Source organism: Nocardia sp. NPDC005366 (assembly GCF_040606855.1).
GTDB lineage: Bacteria > Actinomycetota > Actinomycetes > Mycobacteriales > Mycobacteriaceae > Nocardia.
On sequence record NZ_JBEXFQ010000022.1, the window covers coordinates 13,235 to 30,164 of the forward strand.

General features: G+C 67.3%; 16 protein-coding genes. 9 read left to right on the forward strand and 7 right to left on the reverse strand.

What is annotated here, in order from left to right; translation table 11 throughout:
• Genes ABZS43_RS23695 through ABZS43_RS23715 form a run of 5 tightly spaced genes read left to right on the forward strand, consistent with a single transcriptional unit; the run spans nucleotide 1 to nucleotide 4,706 of the window.
• Nucleotides 1–1,071 (forward strand): MlaD family protein, encoded by a 1,071-nt coding sequence (locus ABZS43_RS23695; RefSeq protein ID WP_355038128.1) that lies wholly within the window; start codon nucleotides 1–3, stop codon nucleotides 1,069–1,071.
• Nucleotides 1,068–2,075 carry an MlaD family protein gene (locus ABZS43_RS23700; protein ID WP_355038129.1) on the forward strand — a complete coding sequence of 336 codons (1,008 nt, stop codon included), beginning with the start codon at nucleotides 1,068–1,070 and terminating at the stop codon, nucleotides 2,073–2,075. Before ABZS43_RS23695 ends, ABZS43_RS23700 begins: the two co-directional genes overlap by 4 nt.
• Nucleotides 2,072–3,055: an MlaD family protein gene (locus ABZS43_RS23705; RefSeq protein ID WP_355038130.1), complete on the forward strand. Its 984-nt coding sequence runs from the start codon at nucleotides 2,072–2,074 to the stop codon at nucleotides 3,053–3,055. The genes ABZS43_RS23700 and ABZS43_RS23705 overlap by 4 nt, the downstream gene beginning before the upstream one ends.
• Nucleotides 3,052–3,687 carry a hypothetical protein gene (locus tag ABZS43_RS23710; protein WP_355038131.1) on the forward strand — a complete coding sequence of 212 codons (636 nt, stop codon included), beginning with the start codon at nucleotides 3,052–3,054 and terminating at the stop codon, nucleotides 3,685–3,687. Before ABZS43_RS23705 ends, ABZS43_RS23710 begins: the two co-directional genes overlap by 4 nt.
• 20 nt (nucleotides 3,688–3,707) lie before the next feature.
• Nucleotides 3,708–4,706, forward strand: a complete 999-nt coding sequence (locus ABZS43_RS23715) for an oxygenase MpaB family protein (protein WP_355038132.1) — start codon at nucleotides 3,708–3,710, stop codon at nucleotides 4,704–4,706.
• Between the two features lie 3 nt (nucleotides 4,707–4,709).
• On the opposite strand, the gene ABZS43_RS23720 is transcribed toward ABZS43_RS23715, so the two are convergent.
• Nucleotides 4,710–5,477 carry a TetR/AcrR family transcriptional regulator gene (locus ABZS43_RS23720; RefSeq protein ID WP_355038133.1) on the reverse strand — a complete coding sequence of 256 codons (768 nt, stop codon included), beginning with the start codon at nucleotides 5,475–5,477 and terminating at the stop codon, nucleotides 4,710–4,712.
• Nucleotides 5,478–5,634: 157 nt separating this feature from the next.
• Here ABZS43_RS23720 and ABZS43_RS23725 point away from each other — a divergent pair, with 157 nt between their 5' ends.
• From ABZS43_RS23725 to ABZS43_RS23740, 4 genes are all read left to right on the forward strand, one after another.
• Nucleotides 5,635–6,618: an oxygenase MpaB family protein gene (locus ABZS43_RS23725; RefSeq protein ID WP_355038134.1), complete on the forward strand. Its 984-nt coding sequence runs from the start codon at nucleotides 5,635–5,637 to the stop codon at nucleotides 6,616–6,618.
• 170 nt (nucleotides 6,619–6,788) lie between these two features.
• Nucleotides 6,789–7,220 (forward strand): group III truncated hemoglobin, encoded by a 432-nt coding sequence (locus ABZS43_RS23730; protein WP_355038135.1) that lies wholly within the window; start codon nucleotides 6,789–6,791, stop codon nucleotides 7,218–7,220.
• A 94-nt stretch (nucleotides 7,221–7,314) separates the two neighbouring features.
• The gene (locus ABZS43_RS23735) at nucleotides 7,315–7,752 is read left to right on the forward strand and encodes an SRPBCC family protein (protein WP_355038136.1); all 438 of its coding nucleotides are present in this window, start codon (nucleotides 7,315–7,317) and stop codon (nucleotides 7,750–7,752) included.
• A gap of 168 nt (nucleotides 7,753–7,920) precedes the next feature.
• Nucleotides 7,921–9,714 (forward strand): long-chain fatty acid--CoA ligase, encoded by a 1,794-nt coding sequence (locus ABZS43_RS23740; protein WP_355038137.1) that lies wholly within the window; start codon nucleotides 7,921–7,923, stop codon nucleotides 9,712–9,714.
• Nucleotides 9,715–9,744: 30 nt separating this feature from the next.
• On the opposite strand, the gene ABZS43_RS23745 is transcribed toward ABZS43_RS23740, so the two are convergent.
• From ABZS43_RS23745 to ABZS43_RS23770, 6 genes are read right to left on the reverse strand one after another with little or no spacing between them, the layout of a single operon-like run.
• Nucleotides 9,745–10,269 carry a DUF2505 domain-containing protein gene (locus ABZS43_RS23745; protein ID WP_355038138.1) on the reverse strand — a complete coding sequence of 175 codons (525 nt, stop codon included), beginning with the start codon at nucleotides 10,267–10,269 and terminating at the stop codon, nucleotides 9,745–9,747.
• 22 nt (nucleotides 10,270–10,291) lie between these two features.
• Nucleotides 10,292–12,481, reverse strand: a complete 2,190-nt coding sequence (locus ABZS43_RS23750) for an MMPL family transporter (protein ID WP_355038139.1) — start codon at nucleotides 12,479–12,481, stop codon at nucleotides 10,292–10,294.
• A complete protein-coding gene (locus tag ABZS43_RS23755; RefSeq protein ID WP_355038140.1) occupies nucleotides 12,471–13,268 on the reverse strand; it encodes an alpha/beta fold hydrolase in 798 nt (265 codons plus the stop codon). Before ABZS43_RS23755 ends, ABZS43_RS23750 begins: the two co-directional genes overlap by 11 nt.
• A 15-nt stretch (nucleotides 13,269–13,283) precedes the next feature.
• Nucleotides 13,284–14,198 (reverse strand): SDR family NAD(P)-dependent oxidoreductase, encoded by a 915-nt coding sequence (locus ABZS43_RS23760; RefSeq protein ID WP_355038141.1) that lies wholly within the window; start codon nucleotides 14,196–14,198, stop codon nucleotides 13,284–13,286.
• 18 nt (nucleotides 14,199–14,216) lie between these two features.
• The gene (locus ABZS43_RS23765; protein ID WP_355038142.1) at nucleotides 14,217–15,734 is read right to left on the reverse strand and encodes a GMC oxidoreductase; all 1,518 of its coding nucleotides are present in this window, start codon (nucleotides 15,732–15,734) and stop codon (nucleotides 14,217–14,219) included.
• A complete protein-coding gene (locus ABZS43_RS23770) occupies nucleotides 15,721–16,929 on the reverse strand; it encodes a cytochrome P450 (RefSeq protein ID WP_355038143.1) in 1,209 nt (402 codons plus the stop codon). Before ABZS43_RS23770 ends, ABZS43_RS23765 begins: the two co-directional genes overlap by 14 nt.
• Nucleotide 16,930 lies beyond the last annotated feature (1 nt).

The window sequence follows — 16,930 nt, forward strand, 5'->3', positions numbered from 1 at the left end:
ATGAGGACCGACTCCGCCGCCGCCCGCGGACGCGCTGTCCCCGCCCTGCTGATCATCGCCGTGGTCGCGACCGTCGTCACCACCGCGGCCGCGGCCACCCAGTGGAATCGGCGTCAGGCCCAGCCGGTCTGCGCGCTGTTCGACACGACTTTCGGTCTCTACACCGACGCGCCTGTCACCATCCGCGGCGTAGCGGTCGGACGGGTCCGCCACATCGTGCCCGAACGCGACCACGTCCGGGTGGAGATGACGATCGACCAACGGCCGCTGTCCGAAAAGACCAGGGCGGTGGTGGTGAACGCGTCGCTGCTCACCGACCGGCGCGTCGAACTGGTCGACAGCGAAACACACGGCGGCGCCGAATTGCCCGCCGACCGCTGCCTGCCGCCGGACCGCACCCGCACTCCCGTCAGCGTCGCCGACGCCCTCGGCTCCTTCTCCCGCGTCGCCGACGAACTCACCCGGCCCGGCCCGGACGGCGCCACCCCGCTCAGCGCCCTGCTCGCAGGCGCCGACCGGGAACTCGACGGCCTCGGCCCCGAACTCGATCAGCAGATGCGCGCCTTGTCCCGGCTACTGGCCGCGCCGGACGCCTTCGCCGGCGAGATCGGCGAACTGATCGACAGATCCGCCGAACTGAGCCGGTTCGTCACCGACGAGTGGGCCGACATCAAGACCTCCATGATCACCTTCGGCCCCGGCCTGGAATTGCTCGAAAGCACCCTGGTGATCGTCAAGGTCCTCGTCGGCAAACTCGCCTTCGCGCTCGGCCCGCTCGATCGTGCGTTCGATCACCACTTCCCGTATCTGATGGACGCCATCGAACAATCCATCCCACTCGTCACCCTCGCGCGCACCGGCGCCGAGAACTCCCACGACCTCCTGGCCACCGTCCCCGGCGTGATCACCATGCTGCAGAACATGATTCGAGACGGCGGGCTGACGCTCGACTACCGACCGCCGGCGCAGTGCGCTGCCGCTGATCCAGGACTGTGCGCGATGCTCGGGACGAACGCGGCCCGCATGCCGCTGCCCCTGGCCGTGCTGGCGACCGTAGGAGGAACACCATGAGCCGCCGGGTGATCCTCATCGGGACATTGCTGGCGCTGCTCGCGGCGGGCTGCGGATTCGACCCGAGCGATCACACCCTGCCCGGCACTGGGGTGCGTGGCGGCCACTACGACGTGATCGTCGAATTCGAATCCCTGCTCAGCCTGCCCGCGGGAGCGCGTGTGCGCAGCAACGGCGCCGAAATCGGCGCGGTCGATTCGATCACGCTGGAACCGCGGGCCGCGATCGCCGCCCTCCACATCCGCGCCGACGTCCGACTGCCGGTCGGCACCCGCGCCGAACTGCGCCAGACCACTGTGCTCGGCGACATCTACATCGCCCTGCTGCCCCCGGCACAACCCACCGGCGCGACACTCGGCGACGGCGACCGAATCCCACTGCGCGACACGGAGACCGGTCCGCAGATCGAGCAGATCCTCGAACGCATGGCCGCTTTCGTCAACGGCGGCAGCGCCACCCGAACCCAGGACGCTCTCGAACAGCTCGTCGCAATGATGCCGGAGGACCCCGCCGGGACAGGGGAATTGGCGGCCAGGATCGACACCGATCTCGCCGTCACCGTCGCTCACCTGCCCGATATCGACCGCATGATCGCGGCCACCGACCAGGTGAGCCAGCGACTGAACTCGATGCGTGAGGAAGTCGGGTTCATCTTCTCCGAGACCGCGCGCCATCGGCTGGAGCGCGTCCCTCAGTTCATGACCGCCGTGCTCAATGTCGTCATCGACGTCAACACCCTCACCACCGGACTGGACTGGCTGATCCCGCGACTGCCGCATATCAACGAGGCACTGGAGAAATCGGCCACCCTGCTGCGCGAACCCTCCCCCGACGCCACCACCTGGATCGGCAACGGCGCCGCGATATCGGAGCTGTTGAACGGCAAGGTGATTCCGTTCCTCGGCGCTCCCGCCGTCGACCTGCGCCGGATCGGGCTCGGCGCCAGTCCGGGCGGTGAAGTGGACGCGCTGATTCTGTTGCGGCTGATCGGAGTGCTGCCATGACCCGTCTGCCCGCCGCGTACTCCGCCCTTGTCCTCGCCCTCGTGACCGCCCTCGGCGTCGGCTACCTCGCGCTGGGGGTGCTGCGGGTGGAGCCGACCGCACGACACAACCACGTCAGCGTCCGGATGCCGCATGCCGCCGGACTCCGACCGGGCGCGGACGTGGTGTACCGGGGAGTCGACATCGGCGCGGTGGACGGCGTCGAGAGTGTCCCCGGTGGCGTGCTGATCCGATTGTCCTACAACCGCGTTCATCACATACCGGCCGACGCGGCGATGAAGGTGGAGAACCTGTCCGCGCTCGGCGAGCCGGTCTTCGCGTTCCTGCCCGACTCCGCGGACTCGGACCGGTATCTGGCCGACGGCGATGAGATCACCGGCTCCGTCCAAGCGCCGACCTCGGTACCGGAATTGCTCGCAGTCTCATCGAATCTGTTGAGTCAGAGCGATACCCGAACCGTGGTCCGGCTGGTCGACACCTTCACCCAGGCGGTCGAACACGCGTCGACGACCGCGCCGGCCCTCGCCCGCGCGGCCGATGTGCTCGCCGTGACCCTCGCCAGGCACCAGCCGTCGATCGAGGCCGTCCTGCGCAACCTGATGCGGCTACTGCCCGATATCGACTGGGTGAAGCCGGTACTGACCGCCGCGCCCCCGCAACTCGACGGTTTCGGCGACACCCTCGGCGTGTCCTACGAGTACCTGTTCGAGGGTTCGGCGCTGCTGCGCGGCAGCGAAGTCCTGGGATCGTGGCGGGAAGAACAGCGGCGATTCGTCGAATTCCTCAGCAGGCTCGCCCCCGAACTCGGAGCACTCGGCGTCGCCCTGCGCCCCGTCACCACCGCCGCCGGACCCGCCCTCGGCGCTGTCGACATGGCCACGCTGCTCGACCAGGCCCTCACCGCATTGCCAGGCGACCGGCTCCGCATCACCCTCCAGCCGCCGGGCGACCCGGCGCCCGCCGATCGAGGACAACGATGAGTACTACGGACTCCGACACCGAAACCACAGCGCCCGAGAAGGTTTCGCCTCCGTCTCGGCCCGCTGCCCGCGTCCGCGGCCTGCGTGCCGCGAGCCGTCCGATGATCGCCGCGCTGCTGGTCGCCGTGATCTCGGTGGCGGTCGCGGCAGTGGCCGTATTCGCCTGGCGCACCGATGATTCGGCCGACGAGTTGGCGGCACTGCGGGCTCGGCTCGGCGCCGATGCCGCCGCCGAGCAGGCCGCCGCCACCTACGCGTTGAACGTCTCCGAGGTGAAGGTGGGCGATATCGAAAGGTGGCGCACCGCATTGCAGGCGGGCGTCACCGGACAACTCGCCGCGAAGATGTCCGCCGCGGTCGACGTCGTCGGGCCGTGGCTGACGCAGATGGAGTATTCCGCCACCGCAGAGCCGCTCGCCGCGAAAGTGCTGCGCCGCGACGGCGACCTCTACGTCGTGCGGGTGTTCGTCGACATGAATTCCCGTAGCCGCCAGACCCCCGAAGGCGTCGTCGCCACCGCCGCTTACACCGTGACACTCGACCGCGCCGCCGGGTGGACCATCACCGATGTCGGCGGTGTCACACCTGACCTGCCCATTCCCGCTTCCCCGACACCGTCCGCACCCCGCTGACCCCCACACAGGAGATCGTCATGTCCACAGCCGCAAGCAAATCCGCACCGCACATCCCACGAGAGCCCGACCACTCCCGCGGACCGGCGCCCGCGCCGCTCGTCTGGGTATCCGACGACGAGGAACCGATCGAACTGGTGTCCCCCGAATCGCTGACCGCGGAAATGGTCGGGCACTGGACCTATCTGCTCCTCGAGGGCGCGGCCTTCGCCATGCAGGGTCTGCACCCGGTCATCCGCGATGTCACCGACCGATACTCGGTGGCGCGCACCGACCCGATGGGCCGTGCCATCCGCTCGGTCGACTCCGTGCTGCGCTGGACCTACGGCGGACTGGAGGCGGTGCAGGAAGGCACCCGTCTTCGTTCCCTGCACGAGCCGTTGACCATGCGCAACGCCGCGGGCAAGCGCATCAGCGCGCTCAATCCCGAGGCCTACCAGTGGGTGATCGCCACCGCCTTCGTCACCACGGCGAAAGCGGGCCCGCTGCTGATCGGTCGCGAATTCAGCCCTGCCGAACTCGACGACCTGCTCGGCGACAACATCCGGATCGCCAAGATCCTTCGGGTGCCGATGAAGGGCTACCCACAGACGCGCACCGAATTCGACGCCTACTACGAGCGCATGGTGAACGAGGTGCTCTCCGCCGAAGACCGGGTACGCGCCGATTTCGCCATGCTGCGCGCGGGTGACACCGAACAGTTGCGCGCCCTGCGGTTCCCGGCCCGACCGATCGCTCGCGCCTTGGCCAGGCCGATGCTTCGGTTCAACTATCTGTCCGTCGTTGGGCTGCTCGATCCACGTCTGCGCGCCATGATCGGCGTCGACTGGAGTCCCGAGGAGCAGCGGAGGCTCGAAAGGATCTACGCCGGAATCCGTTTCGCCTACCGGGTGCTGCCCGAGCGGCTCACCTACTTCCCGATCGCCTACCACGCCCGCAAGCACCACCGCAGTATTCAGCGGATGAAAAAGCGGGAGTTGAAGTCGGCCGCGTACAAGGTGCGACCCAAGCAGGTGTAGCGGTCAGCGGCCACCGGGGTGGGGAAACAGCAGCGGCGCCAGGTAGCGGCGAGCGAACTGTTTCGCCGCCGCGGTGTCGCCGAGCGGCAGCACACCGCGCGGGTTGGAGATGAACGTCATCGTCAGCCGGACGAACAGTTCGGCGACCACCTCGGTGTCGAAATCACCGAGCTCTCCCCGTCGTTGCCAATGCTGTAGGTACCGGGCCACCAGCGTGCGCCCCTGCGCGATGAATTCGTCACCGGTCAGGAAGCTGGTCAGTTCACCGGAGGCGGAGGACACGCGCAGACTGCGGGTGAGCAGTCGCGGGGCGCTCGCCTCGCTGACGAACGCGGCGAACATTTCCGCCAGCGCGCTCACCGGTCCGACCGAGCGGCGAACAGCCTCGGCCATGATGAGGCCGACCCGCTGCGATTCGGCCATCAACGCATAGCGCACCAGCGCCGACTTGGTGCCGAATCTGCGATACACCGTCGCCACGCCGACGCCGGCGAGTTCGGCGATGCGCACCATCGTCGTCTCCTCGAACCCGACCTCGGCGAAGCAATCTCGGGCCGCGTCGACGATGCGACGCGAACGCGAGTCCAGAGCGGTGAGGTCCGACCACGCCTCGCCCGCCGCGGCGAGGAACTCCGTGACTGTCCCCTCGATATCGACGCCGCCCATCAGGGCACGAGCCCCACCGGTCTGCGGGCGGGCGCTCGCCTCGGTGGCCATCGCCTCGGTGACCGTCGCCTCGGTGATGCTCGGATCCTCCCGGTGCGCCCTCACCGACGTCAGCCTACCGGCGGAGCACCTCGTCACCCGTGTCGACACCACCCATCCCCCTCTCGACCGCGTCGGGGCGCACGGCCGGGCCTCGCCTGCACCACACCGGAATGATAGTCTAATAGGTAGTAAACTATCACTCGCCGTTCAGGGGTGTGTCATGACAACGAACGCAGAGTTGCCCGTTGTGTCCGAAACCAGCATCGCGCCAAGCACTTCCGACCGGGTGCGGCCCGAGGTCGTGGCCGAGTTCCGCAAGCACACCGCCAGCGTGCTGACCGGCGTCTTCGCCGCCTCTGCCTTCGACCAGGTGGCGCTGGTTCCCGTCGCCGCCGCCGTCGACCGGACCGGGCGATTCGCCGCGAACTTCGCCGACCGCGGCGTCCGGAGCGGCACGTCCGGACTTCTGGCCCTGTGGGGCGACCCGGTCGACCGCAAGGCCGAGGCGCAATGGCTCAAGCAGCGTCATCGCGACGTGCACGGCCGAGGCAAGGGCGCTTACCAGGACGTCCGATACAGCGCGCTGAATCCGAAGACCTGGATCTGGATCGGCGTCAGCGGAATGTTCGTGCCGCTCAACACCTTCACCTACTGCACCGGCGTCGTCATGCGCCCGGAGGAGAAGGAAGCCGCTTACCAGATGATGCGCGAGACGTTCGCCGAACTCGAACTCGCCTCGCAATCCGGGAAACTGCCGCCCGACCTGGCCTCGGCCACCGCGTATTACGACGCCATGGTCGAACAGGAACTGCGATCGAATCCGTTCCTCGTCGAGGAATTCGCCAAGCTCACTCGCCTGCCGTTGCCGACACTCGGGATCTCCCCCTTGGCGCGGAACGTCCTCGTGCCGTTGTGGTTGCTGATCCGCCCGTTCGTCGGACACCTGATCCAGGTGTGCTCGACCCAGGCGATGCACCCCGGCGTGCGACGACTGGTCGGCTACGAACCGAAGCGCCGCCACGACATCGAGTTCGCCGTCTATGTGCGCGTCCTGCAGATCGCGTGGAAGATCCTGCCCGACCGACTGCTGTTGGCGCCTCTGGCCTACAACCGATTGCAGTACGAGAAACTGGTCCGCGCGCACCGCAAGTACGCACTCGACACCTTCGCCGCGCCGCCCCTCGGATCGGGCTGTCCGATCTGATAGCGATAGCCGGTCGGACTATCACTAGCGCGGAAGCGGGCCCACTCGGGCAGCCCCGAGCGAGCCGATCTCCGGTCCGATCACCACCGGAGCATCGCGCACGCGCACCGGGCTACCATCGGTGGCATGTCCGACGGCCTCGTTCAGCCGCCGAAGCTGAGGAGTCACCGATGACAGTGCCCGCGGGCCGCGCCGACCTGACCACCCGCGATGACGTCGAAGCACTGCTGCGCGACTTCTACGGCCGGGCGCTCACCGACGAAGTGCTTGCGATCCCGTTCACCGAACTCCGCGAGGCCGGCCTGGAATCCCATCTGCCCGTGATGTGCGATTTCTGGGAAACGGTGCTGTTCGGGGCCAAGTCCTACCGCCGCAGCGCCCTGGCCGCCCACACCCGCCTGCACGAACAGCACCCGCTCACCACCGCGCACTTCCAGCGCTGGCTGGCGCTGTGGATCGAGGTCGTCCACGAGCGGCATTCCGGACCGTTCGCCGCGCGAGCGGTGGTGCAGGCCTCGCGGATGGCCCGGGCGATGAACCGCCGCATCACCGGAGACCGGACCTGGGGCCGAAGCGAGTCCGCCCAACCGCAACCCATGTGACCACTCGACAGTCAGCGCCGCGCGGCGGGAGTATTGTCGCGAACAGAGGCCTCGGGCCCCGAGGACACCGGCATCTCCAGTGCGAGGAGATCTCATGCCCACTGACAGCGCCACGAAAACGATGCGCGTGCATGCCCCGGTGGCGCGGGTACTCGCCACGATCCGCGACCTGAAAAGCCAGCCCGAGTGGATTCCCGAAATACTCGAAGCCGATGTACTCGAGGTGGACCAGCAGACCGGACTGCCGGTGACCGCCCGATTCAAGGCCTCGGCGACGGTCGGCACCGACACCTACACCCTCACCTACCTCCACCGTGACGACGGCATGAGCTGGTCGATGGTGCAAGGACGCCTGCAGACCGGTCAAGAAGGTAGCTACCAGCTCGACGAAGCCGGCCCGGACACCACCTCGGTCAGCTACCGGCTGACCATCCATCACAACCTGCCGCTGCCCGGCTTCATCCGCAATCGAGTGATCAAAGGGCTGGTGGACAGCACGCTGAACGGTCTGCGGAAGCGGGTAGAGGGCTGACGCCGCGACTGCGCGCCCGACACTGCCCGACAGAGGACTTTGGTCCTCGCCGAGAACTGCCAACAGCCATCGCCCGTCGGTGTAATTCAGATCACACTTGACTATGCGCCACTTACCCAGGACGAGCGAACCCGCGCCTTCCGGCAGCGTCGCCTACGAGGAGTGATCATGCACGAATTCGGATTGCCGGCCCTATACCAGGTTCCCCCCGAGGCGAACCTCGGCGACTTGATCGAACGCAACGCCGAACGGTTTCCCGATCTCCCTGTGATGAGCCGCAAGGTCGATAACAGTTGGCACGATCTGACCGCTGCCCAATTCCGCGCCGAGGTGCGAGCGACCGCGAAAGGACTGATCGCGAACGGCGTTCAGGTCGGCGATCGGGTGGCTGTCATGTCCCGTACCCGCTACGAGTGGACGCTGCTCGACTTCGCGATCTGGTGTGCGGGCGCGGTCGTGGTCCCGGTATACGAAACCTCCTCCACCGACCAGTTGCGGTGGATCGTCTCCGACTCCGGGGCCATCGTCATCATCACCGAGACCGACCAGCATGCGGCCTTGGTCGCCGGACTGCGCGACCAACTACCGAAACTGATGCACACCTGGCAGATCGACGCCGACGCCATCGCGACCCTGATGGCGGACGGCGCACCGATCAGCGATAGCGTCCTCGCCGATCGCAGGGCGGCCGTATCGGCCGATGGACTGGCGACGATCGTCTACACCTCCGGCACCACCGGCAGGCCGAAAGGCTGTCAACTGACCCACGGCAACTTCCTGGCCGAGGTGGGTAACATCACCGCCCGGATGCCCGCGCTGTTCCGCACCGGTGAGTCGTCGATGCTGCTGTTCCTGCCGCTGGCGCATGTGCTGGGCCGGGGCGCCGAGGTCGCGGCGGTGTTCACCCCCATCGACCTCGCCAACGTCGCCGACGTCAAGGATGTCACCGCCGAACTCGAGGCGTTCCAGCCGACGATGATCCTCGGCGTTCCGCGCGTATTCGAGAAGGTGTACAACTCCGCCCGCGCGAAAGCCCAACTCGCCGGTCGGGGCCGGATCTTCGATCTGGCGGCCTCGACGGCCATCGCCTACAGCCGGGCCAGGGAGAGCGGCCGGATCTCGCTGCCGTTGCGGATCCGGCACGCGCTGTTCGACCGCCTCGTCTACGGCCGTCTGCGTGCCGCGCTCGGTGGCCGCGCCACGCACGCCATTTCCGGCGGCGCCGCGCTCGGCGAACGGCTCGGTCACTTCTTCCGCGGGGTCGGATTCACCGTGCTGGAGGGCTACGGGCTGACCGAGACCTGCGCCGCAGCCACGTTCAACCCGGATGACGGGACCAAGATCGGCACGGTCGGCCAGCCGCTACCCGGCTCAACGATCCGCATCGATGACGACGGCGAAATCCTGCTGCGTGGACCGAACGTGTTCACCGGATATTGGAACAACCCGGAAGCCACCGCCGACGCGTTCCGGGACGGCTGGTTCGCCACCGGGGACCTCGGCACCCTCGATGAGGACGGATACCTCACCATCATCGGGCGCAAGAAGGAAATCATCGTCACCGCGGGCGGTAAGAACGTCGCCCCGGCCATGATCGAGGACCGTATCCGTGCCCACCCCATCATCGGCGAGGTGATCGTGGTCGGCGACGGCAAGCCGTTCATCGGTTGCCTGGTCACCGTCGACGACGAGCAGTTCCCCACCTGGAAACAGCTCAATGGCAAACCCGACCACGCCAGTGTCGCCGATCTCGCCGCCGACCCTGATCTGCTGGCCGCGATCCAAGCCGCCATCGATGACGGCAACCAGGCCGTCTCCAAGGCCGAGGCCGTCCGCAAATTCCGCCTGCTGAACGCCGATTTCACCGAGGCCAACGGATATGTCACGCCCTCGTTGAAGCTCAAGCGCAATATCGTGCTCCGCGACTTCGCTTCCGAGGTCGGCGCGATGTACAGCGCGTGAGCCGGGGACCCGCGGTCGAGCCACCGGCGCTCATTCCGGTTCGGGTACCGGTTCGACAGATTTCAGCCCCACCCACTCCTGGATGAAATCGCAGTTGCGCGTGAACCCTTCGATGATCTGCGTGCAGACGCCGTCCTCGACGGCCCTGCCGAAAACCGGCAGTTTCGAGGTCACTTCGCCCTCGAAGCGCATAACACTGTCCGACAGGCCGCGGGCACGCAGGCGAAATGTGCCGTCGAGCCGCATCCGCGCGAGCTTGATCGACGCGCGCATCACGCCGTGGGCGATGTCGCCGTCGAGATCGTGCCATTCCTCCTCGAAATCGAAGGTGATGTCACGGTTTCGGGCGGCTCCCGGAGGCAGCAGCGCGCCCGCGATCTCGGTGGACGCGGTGACTGTGATCTGTCCCGGTGATGCGGTGAAACCGGTCATCGTCGTCGCCTGATCACCCACCTGCGCCAGTCGGCACGCCCAATGCTCCCTACTGAACAGTGCCCGATGCACCGCGTCGACCGGGTACGGGAACAGGTACTCGTCGGCGAAATTCTTACTCATATCAGCACCTCTGATCGAATTGTCATGCGGTGGCCTTTGTTTCGAGCGCGGCGTCGGTCGGCGTCGGAGACCCGGGCGCCTCGCCCACCTCGTGCTCGGCGAAGGAGAACGAGGCGGACAGTCGGCGCAGCACCCGGGGTGACCACCAGGTCGCCTCGCCGAGTGTCCCGAGCGTCGCCGGCACCAGGACGAGCCGCACGATGCTCGCGTCGACCAATGCCGCCAGCGCGACCCCGATTCCGAGCATTTTCATCGCGGCGACCTGAGAGGTGCCGATCGCGACGAGAACGATGGTCAAGATGATGGCCGCGGAGGTGACGATTCCTCCGGTACGCGCTATCGCGTTGACGATCGCCTCGTCGTGCGGGACGCCGGCACGCCGCTCCTCTGTCAGCCGGGCCAGCACGAAAACCCCGTAGTCCATGGACAATCCGAACGCGATGCAGATCACGAGGATCGGCAGGGTCGTGTCGATCGCGCCGGTCGGGGTGAAGCCGAGCATGCCGGACAGGTGCCCGTCCTGAAATATCCACACGATCGCGCCGAGCGTCGCTGTCAGGCTCAATCCATTGACCAGGACCGAGACGGCGGCGAGCACGATACTTCCGGTCAGCAGGAAGACGGCGACCAGCGCCACCAGCAGGACGGCCACGATCGCGATCGGCGCGATCCGCCCGATCACCGCCTTGGTGTCGAGTAGTGTCGCGATCTCGCCGCCGACGAGGATGTCGTGACCACGGGCGATTCGCTGAATATCGGCGACGACGGCCTGCCCCTGGATGGAGGCGGGTTCGATATCCTTGCTCGCGGTGACCAACAGCGTCGACGCCACCGGTATCGAGGTCGTTCTCGGATCGGTGAGCAATGGCGGCGGCGCCACCGCCGCCACTCCTTCGATCCGGGCCAACCCCCCTGCGAGCGCGCCTACCTCAGCGGGGTCGGAGTTCGCGGGGATGACCAGGTTGGCGATCGGCAGGGCACTGGATTCGAATTCGGTGCGCAGGATGTCGTGCGTCGCCCTGATCTCGGCGCCCGGTGGCAGCTGCCGATCGTCGACGGTGCCGTACGCGACGGAGCCGAACGGTATCGCCAGACCGAGCAGCACTACGGTGGTACCCAGGGCGAACAGACGCGGATGCCGCAAGACCCGGCGCGTCCCGGTCGCCCAGTACGTGCGATCACGCCTGGCCGCGACCGACTTGGTCGCGGCGATTCTCCCTCCGAGCAGTTCGAAGGCGGCGGGCAGGCAGATCAGGACCACGAGGGTCGAGATCGCCACGACGACGACGCCGGCATAGGCGAACGAGCGCAGGAAATACATCGGAAAGATGAGCAGCACCACGAGCACCGCGGTGATGGTCGCGGCGGAGAACAGCACAGTGCGTCCGGCGGAAGCCGAGGTCGCGCGCACCGCGACAGCGACATCGCCGTGCGCGGCGTACTCCTCCCTGAACCGGCGCACCATGAGCAGGGCGTAGTCGACGGCCAACCCCAGTCCGACGGCCGTGGTGAGGTTCTGCGAGAACACCGAGACATCGGCGATGTGACTGAGCACCTTCAGCAGCGCGTTCGTGCACACGATGGAGAACACGCCGACCGCGATGGGCAGCAGCGCGGCGGTGAGCCCGCCGAAGACGATCAGTAGAACCACGAACATCAGGGGCAGTGCGATCAATTCGGCTTTGATCAGGTCGCTCTCGACGGTCGACTGGACCTGCGCCCGGACGGCGACCGGACCGCCGATCCGCACGTCGATATCGGAGTCGACGGTCGGCAGCCGCGAGCGCACGTCCGCCAGTACCCGGTCCTGGGCGCCTTCGTCGCCTCGGATATGCGCGATGACGAGTCCGGACGTCTGATCCGCGGATCGCAACGCGGCCAACGGAACCGTCCACGTGGAGTTCACCCCCGTGACGCCATCGATCTCACCGAGTCGGGTCGTCAGTTCGCGCCCGACGGCGGCGACCCTCTCGTCGGTGATCCGCGCCGGGGAAGACACGACGATGAAGAGGTTCGGATCGGCCTGCGGTGCGATCTGGGCGATATTCCGCGCGACCTGCGCCGAATCCGACGACGGATCGACGGCTCCGCCCGCGAGCCGGTGATCCGGTATCACGAATTCGCCGACCAGTGCGGCGAGGAACAGGGCCAACGTCACCGCCAGCACCGCCCGTGCCCGTGACTTGTGCTCGCTGACAGGACTATTCGGCACGATTCTCTCCTCGGATCGGTGCGGAAACGATCTCGCGCAGGCTCTGCTCCACCGCGCCGACTACGGCCGCCGTCTGCTCCGGCCAGTAGAAATGCCCGCCATCGAACTCACGCGTCCGCACGGCCCCGGCGGTATGCGAACGCCACGCGTCGGCGTCGGCGATATCGAAGTCCGGATCGGCTGTCCCCGCGAAGCACACGATGTCGGCGGCGATCGGCTCGACATCGCCGGGACGGTACCGGGCCAGCGCGCGCAAGTCCCGGCGCAGTACAGACATGAAAACCCCGCCGACCTCCGAACTTTCGAGCAGCCTGCGATCGGACTCGGGCAGACCGCTCATCCGCGCGAGCAGCGTCGCGTCATCGAGTTCGTCCACCGCGAGATCGCGTCGGCGGGTCGGCGCCTGCGCCGCGGACACGATCAACAGGTCCGCGGCGCTACCGCACAACGGCATTCGCCCTGCCGTTTCGAAGGCGACCGAGGCGCCCATGCTGTGCCCGAACAGCACGGTCGGCAGCGGCGGACGCAGTGCGAGGTCGGCGGCGACGGCACGGCCGAAGTCGATCACCTCGGTCGCCGCCCGCTCACGAAAACGTTCCTGTCTGCCCGGATATTGCACGAGCAGCAATTCGGTATCCGCGGCGACGTGGTCGAGCCAGGCACGGTAATACCCGGCCGAACCACCGGCGTGCGGGAAGCACACCACCCGCTGTCGCGCGGGTCGCAGTGCGTCGAAACGCCAGAACCAACTGGACCTTTCGGTGGTGGCCGCAGTTCTCGGTCGCATCCGGACTCCCCGAGCTCAGCCGATGACTTTGCGGATCAACTGCTCGGATGTCTGCCACAACTGCGCGGCGCGATCGGCGTCGTAGGACTCGCGTGAGCTGGCATGTTCGCGGCGACCGGAGAAGTACTTGCCGCTGATTCCGGCCACATCGTCGGAGGTGGCCAGCCACGCGAGATCGGACGCCGACTGCGCCGCGGTCGCCGCCCCCGGCAGTTTCGTGAGCAACGGCGTCATCACGTGGTAGCCCTTGCGCAGCACAGCGGGATAGTCGCGGGCCAGCCCGGTCTCCGGCATGAGGCCGGGGTCGAACGCGTTCACCGTCACGCCCCCGTCACCGAGCCTTCGCGCGAGTTCGTAGGTGTAGTAGATATTGGCCAGTTTCGACGTGGCGTAGCGGATCCGGCCCCAACGGCCACCGGAGTGTTCCGCCTGCACGGCCGGATCGGCCAGTCGCGCCGGGTCGTCCCATCGGGGTGCGGGAAATCCGAAGGACTTGCGTGGTCCCTGGTGCACCTCGCTGGCCACCGAGATGATGCGCGCCCGCGGCGACAACGAGCCGAGCAACTCGTTGACCAGATGGAAATGGCCGAGATGGTTCGTCGCGAAAGTCATCTCGTATCCGTCGGCGGAAGTCTGCACCCCGTCGACGATCTGGATGCCCGCGTTGTTGATGATGCCGGCCAGCGGGACGGCCGCCGAGGCCGCGATCTCGGCGGCCGCCCGGTGCACCGACCGGATCGAGGAGGTGTCCATGACGGCGACGGCGACGCGCACGTCGGGCGCGGCGGCCCGGATGCTGTCGGCGACTTGCGCGGCCTTGAGCTCGTTGCGACAGCCGAGCACCAGATCGCGCCCCTGGCGCGCCAATTCGTGTGCGGTCAGCAATCCGAGCCCTGCCGAGGCTCCGGTGATCAGGATCGTGTCGGACATGGTCCGCCTTCCTAGGATTCAGTGGTCGAGATGGTCGATGAGCGTGGTGATACAACGGTCAGCCAGCGCCGTCACCGTCAGCGCTGGCGGCGCCGCGCCGCACGACCCCGGCAACAGCGCCGAATCCACGACATGCAGATTCGGGCAGCCGACAACCTCACCGGAATCGGTTGTCGCGGCGCCGAATACGACACCGCCGAGGCTGTGTGACGTCGTCGGCGCCCCACTGACAGCCACGCTCGTACCCGCGCGAGCGCGAGCGAATCGATCCGCGGTCGCCTGAACCGCGGCGGCGATCCTCGTCACGGCGGGATGCGAGGCGGGCCAGTCGACGACGACACCGGCGTCATATCGAACCGTACCGACCGCAGGCGGATCCGACACCGCGAGTGCCCCTCCGGCCAGCCCGCCGCCGAGGGTCGTCCCCAGCGGAAAACTCAGTATGGAGACCGGCACGTCGCCGTCCTCGTCGAACACGCCGATATGCGCGGGACCGCCCTGGCCCGCCTCGGGCGGCGGAAACCCGCCGATCGCCACGAGATGGTCGCCGCCGGTACCCCAGCGTCGGCCGATCTCACCGTTGACCCCGGGCAGCCTGCCCTCGGCCCTCGCCCGCACCAGCAGACCGGTCGTGCCGATCGAACCGGCAGCCAGCACGACGCGCCCCGCGATCATCGTTCGCTGCGCGACTATCCCACCGTCGAGCGCGCGTTCGGTGTACTCGACGCGATATCCGTTGTTCTCCAGCCCAATCGCGCGAACCTGCGACATCGCCCGCACCTCGGTCAACCCGGTGGCTTCGGCGGCGGCGAGCACGGTGCGATCCACGCTCCGCTTCGCCCCGCTGTTGATACCCCACATCGAATGTCCGGAGATCGCCGACGGTGCGGCGGCGCCCGCGATCTCGCGTCGCACCACCGACCAGTCCATCCCCATATCGAGCCGGACGGGCTCGAATCCCGAGTGGGCGGCGAGGTCGGCGAATTCGCGGGCGCCGGAATATGCCGGGGAGTCGAGGACGTCGGTGGGAATCGGCTCGACGCCGAGCAGTCGGCGCGCACGTGGATACCAGATATCGGTCATATCCGCGTAATCCAGTATTCCCGCGAACGTGCGGCGGAATCCGCGTGCGCTCGGCGCGATGAGTACGGCGTTGTTGACCAGCGATCCGCCGCCGACACCTGCCCCGAGAAGTCCGACGATCCCGCGCGCGGGATACGCCTCGAGCACGCCCGTCGACAGCACCGTCCCGCCGCCCGGGTCGGCCACCCAGAACGCGCGCCCGTCCGGTCTCTCCGGGGTGGCGAAGGTGTCCGCGGCGTCGGTGATCCTCCAGCGGCGTCCACGCTCGAGTACCACACATCGCAGCCCAGCCTGCGCGAGTCGCAACGCGGCTACCGCTCCCGCGTATCCCGCGCCGACGACGACCGTATCCACGACCTCCGGGGGCTCACCGCGCCCCCGGCCCGCCCCGAACGCGACGGATGCGGCGAATATCGAGCCACCTGACAGAAATGCTCGTCTACGCAGCGCCACCGGCCGCTTCCCCGTCGATGAGCAACGGCATGTGGGCATAGCCGAAGGAGCCCTGGCGCGTGCGCAGCCGCGGTGGGTTCTGCGGATCGAGGCTGAACCGATGCCGGACCGCCAGCAATGAACGGAAGGCGTGCTCGCCGAGCAAACGCGACAGCGACGAACCGGGGCAGAAATGCGATCCGGCCCCGAAGGCGAGGTGGTCGCGCTTGTTCGGCCGGTCCAGATCGAATCGCGCGGCGCCGGGGAAATGGGTGTCGTCGCGGTTGGCCGACCCTATGACCACATGGATCAGTCCGCCTTCGGGAATGTCGACCTCCCCGACCCGGATATCGCGGGCGGCGCGGCGCAGCAGCCATTGGGTCGGGCTGTACAGGCGCAGGAACTCCTCGATGAATTCCCGGAGGTTCTCCGGGGACGCCGCGATTCGATCACCGAGTCCAGGATCTTCCAACACGGCCTTGAATCCCCCGCCCAGCAGATTCATCGTGGTCTCGTGACCGGCCGCGATGAATGACCACGCCATCGTGACCAATTCGTCGCGGTCCATATCCCCCGACTCTTCCTGTGCGACCAGTTCGCCGAGGATGTCCCCCTGATTCGGCGAACCCAACCGCGCCTGGGCCAGTTCGTCCATGTAGTTGCTGAATTCCAGAACGTCCTCGTAATAGCCGGGCGCCAGATCCGGATCCATGCCCGCGGCCACCGCGAAACCGTCCATCACCCCCTGCGACCACCGGCGTAGTTCGGACTTGCGATCCAGCGGAATACCGAGCATCCCGCCGACGACGCGCAGCGGCAGCGCGGTGGTGAATGCCTCCACGAACTCGACCCGATCGCGGGTGAGGATATCGGCGATCAGGTCGTCGACGATTTCCTGTACCCAATCCCCCAGTGTGCGAACAAGTCTGGCGCTGAACGCGCGGTTCGCCATTCTGCGCAGCCGGGTGTGCTCGGGAGCGTCCCTGTTGACCAGCATGGGGATATTGAGCATGCCGTCGCGGTAGATCTGCGAGGAATACAGCTCCCGGTTCCGCAACGCGTCGTTGACCTCGCGGTAGCGGGCGTAGACGTACAGATCACGTCCATCCCATGTCGCTTCCGGCAGATAGTGCACCGGAGTCTCTCTGAGTTTCTCGTAGATCGGCCAGGGGTTGAGCCGGTACTCGGGATCAGCGAGATCGATGGTCAGGGTCATC

Bases quoted from the DNA above. Each gene is read 5' to 3' on its own strand.
- ABZS43_RS23695 (WP_355038128.1), top strand. From the start codon at position 1: ATGAGGACCGACTCCGCCGCCGCCCGCGGACGCGCTGTCCCCGCCCTG.
- ABZS43_RS23700 (WP_355038129.1), top strand. From the start codon at position 1,068: ATGAGCCGCCGGGTGATCCTCATCGGGACATTGCTGGCGCTGCTCGCG.
- ABZS43_RS23705 (WP_355038130.1), top strand. From the start codon at position 2,072: ATGACCCGTCTGCCCGCCGCGTACTCCGCCCTTGTCCTCGCCCTCGTG.
- ABZS43_RS23710 (WP_355038131.1), top strand. From the start codon at position 3,052: ATGAGTACTACGGACTCCGACACCGAAACCACAGCGCCCGAGAAGGTT.
- ABZS43_RS23715 (WP_355038132.1), top strand. From the start codon at position 3,708: ATGTCCACAGCCGCAAGCAAATCCGCACCGCACATCCCACGAGAGCCC.
- ABZS43_RS23725 (WP_355038134.1), top strand. From the start codon at position 5,635: ATGACAACGAACGCAGAGTTGCCCGTTGTGTCCGAAACCAGCATCGCG.
- ABZS43_RS23730 (WP_355038135.1), top strand. From the start codon at position 6,789: ATGACAGTGCCCGCGGGCCGCGCCGACCTGACCACCCGCGATGACGTC.
- ABZS43_RS23735 (WP_355038136.1), top strand. From the start codon at position 7,315: ATGCCCACTGACAGCGCCACGAAAACGATGCGCGTGCATGCCCCGGTG.
- ABZS43_RS23740 (WP_355038137.1), top strand. From the start codon at position 7,921: ATGCACGAATTCGGATTGCCGGCCCTATACCAGGTTCCCCCCGAGGCG.
- ABZS43_RS23745 (WP_355038138.1), bottom strand. From the start codon at position 10,269: ATGAGTAAGAATTTCGCCGACGAGTACCTGTTCCCGTACCCGGTCGAC.
- ABZS43_RS23755 (WP_355038140.1), bottom strand. From the start codon at position 13,268: ATGCGACCGAGAACTGCGGCCACCACCGAAAGGTCCAGTTGGTTCTGG.
- ABZS43_RS23760 (WP_355038141.1), bottom strand. From the start codon at position 14,198: ATGTCCGACACGATCCTGATCACCGGAGCCTCGGCAGGGCTCGGATTG.
- ABZS43_RS23770 (WP_355038143.1), bottom strand. From the start codon at position 16,929: ATGACCCTGACCATCGATCTCGCTGATCCCGAGTACCGGCTCAACCCC.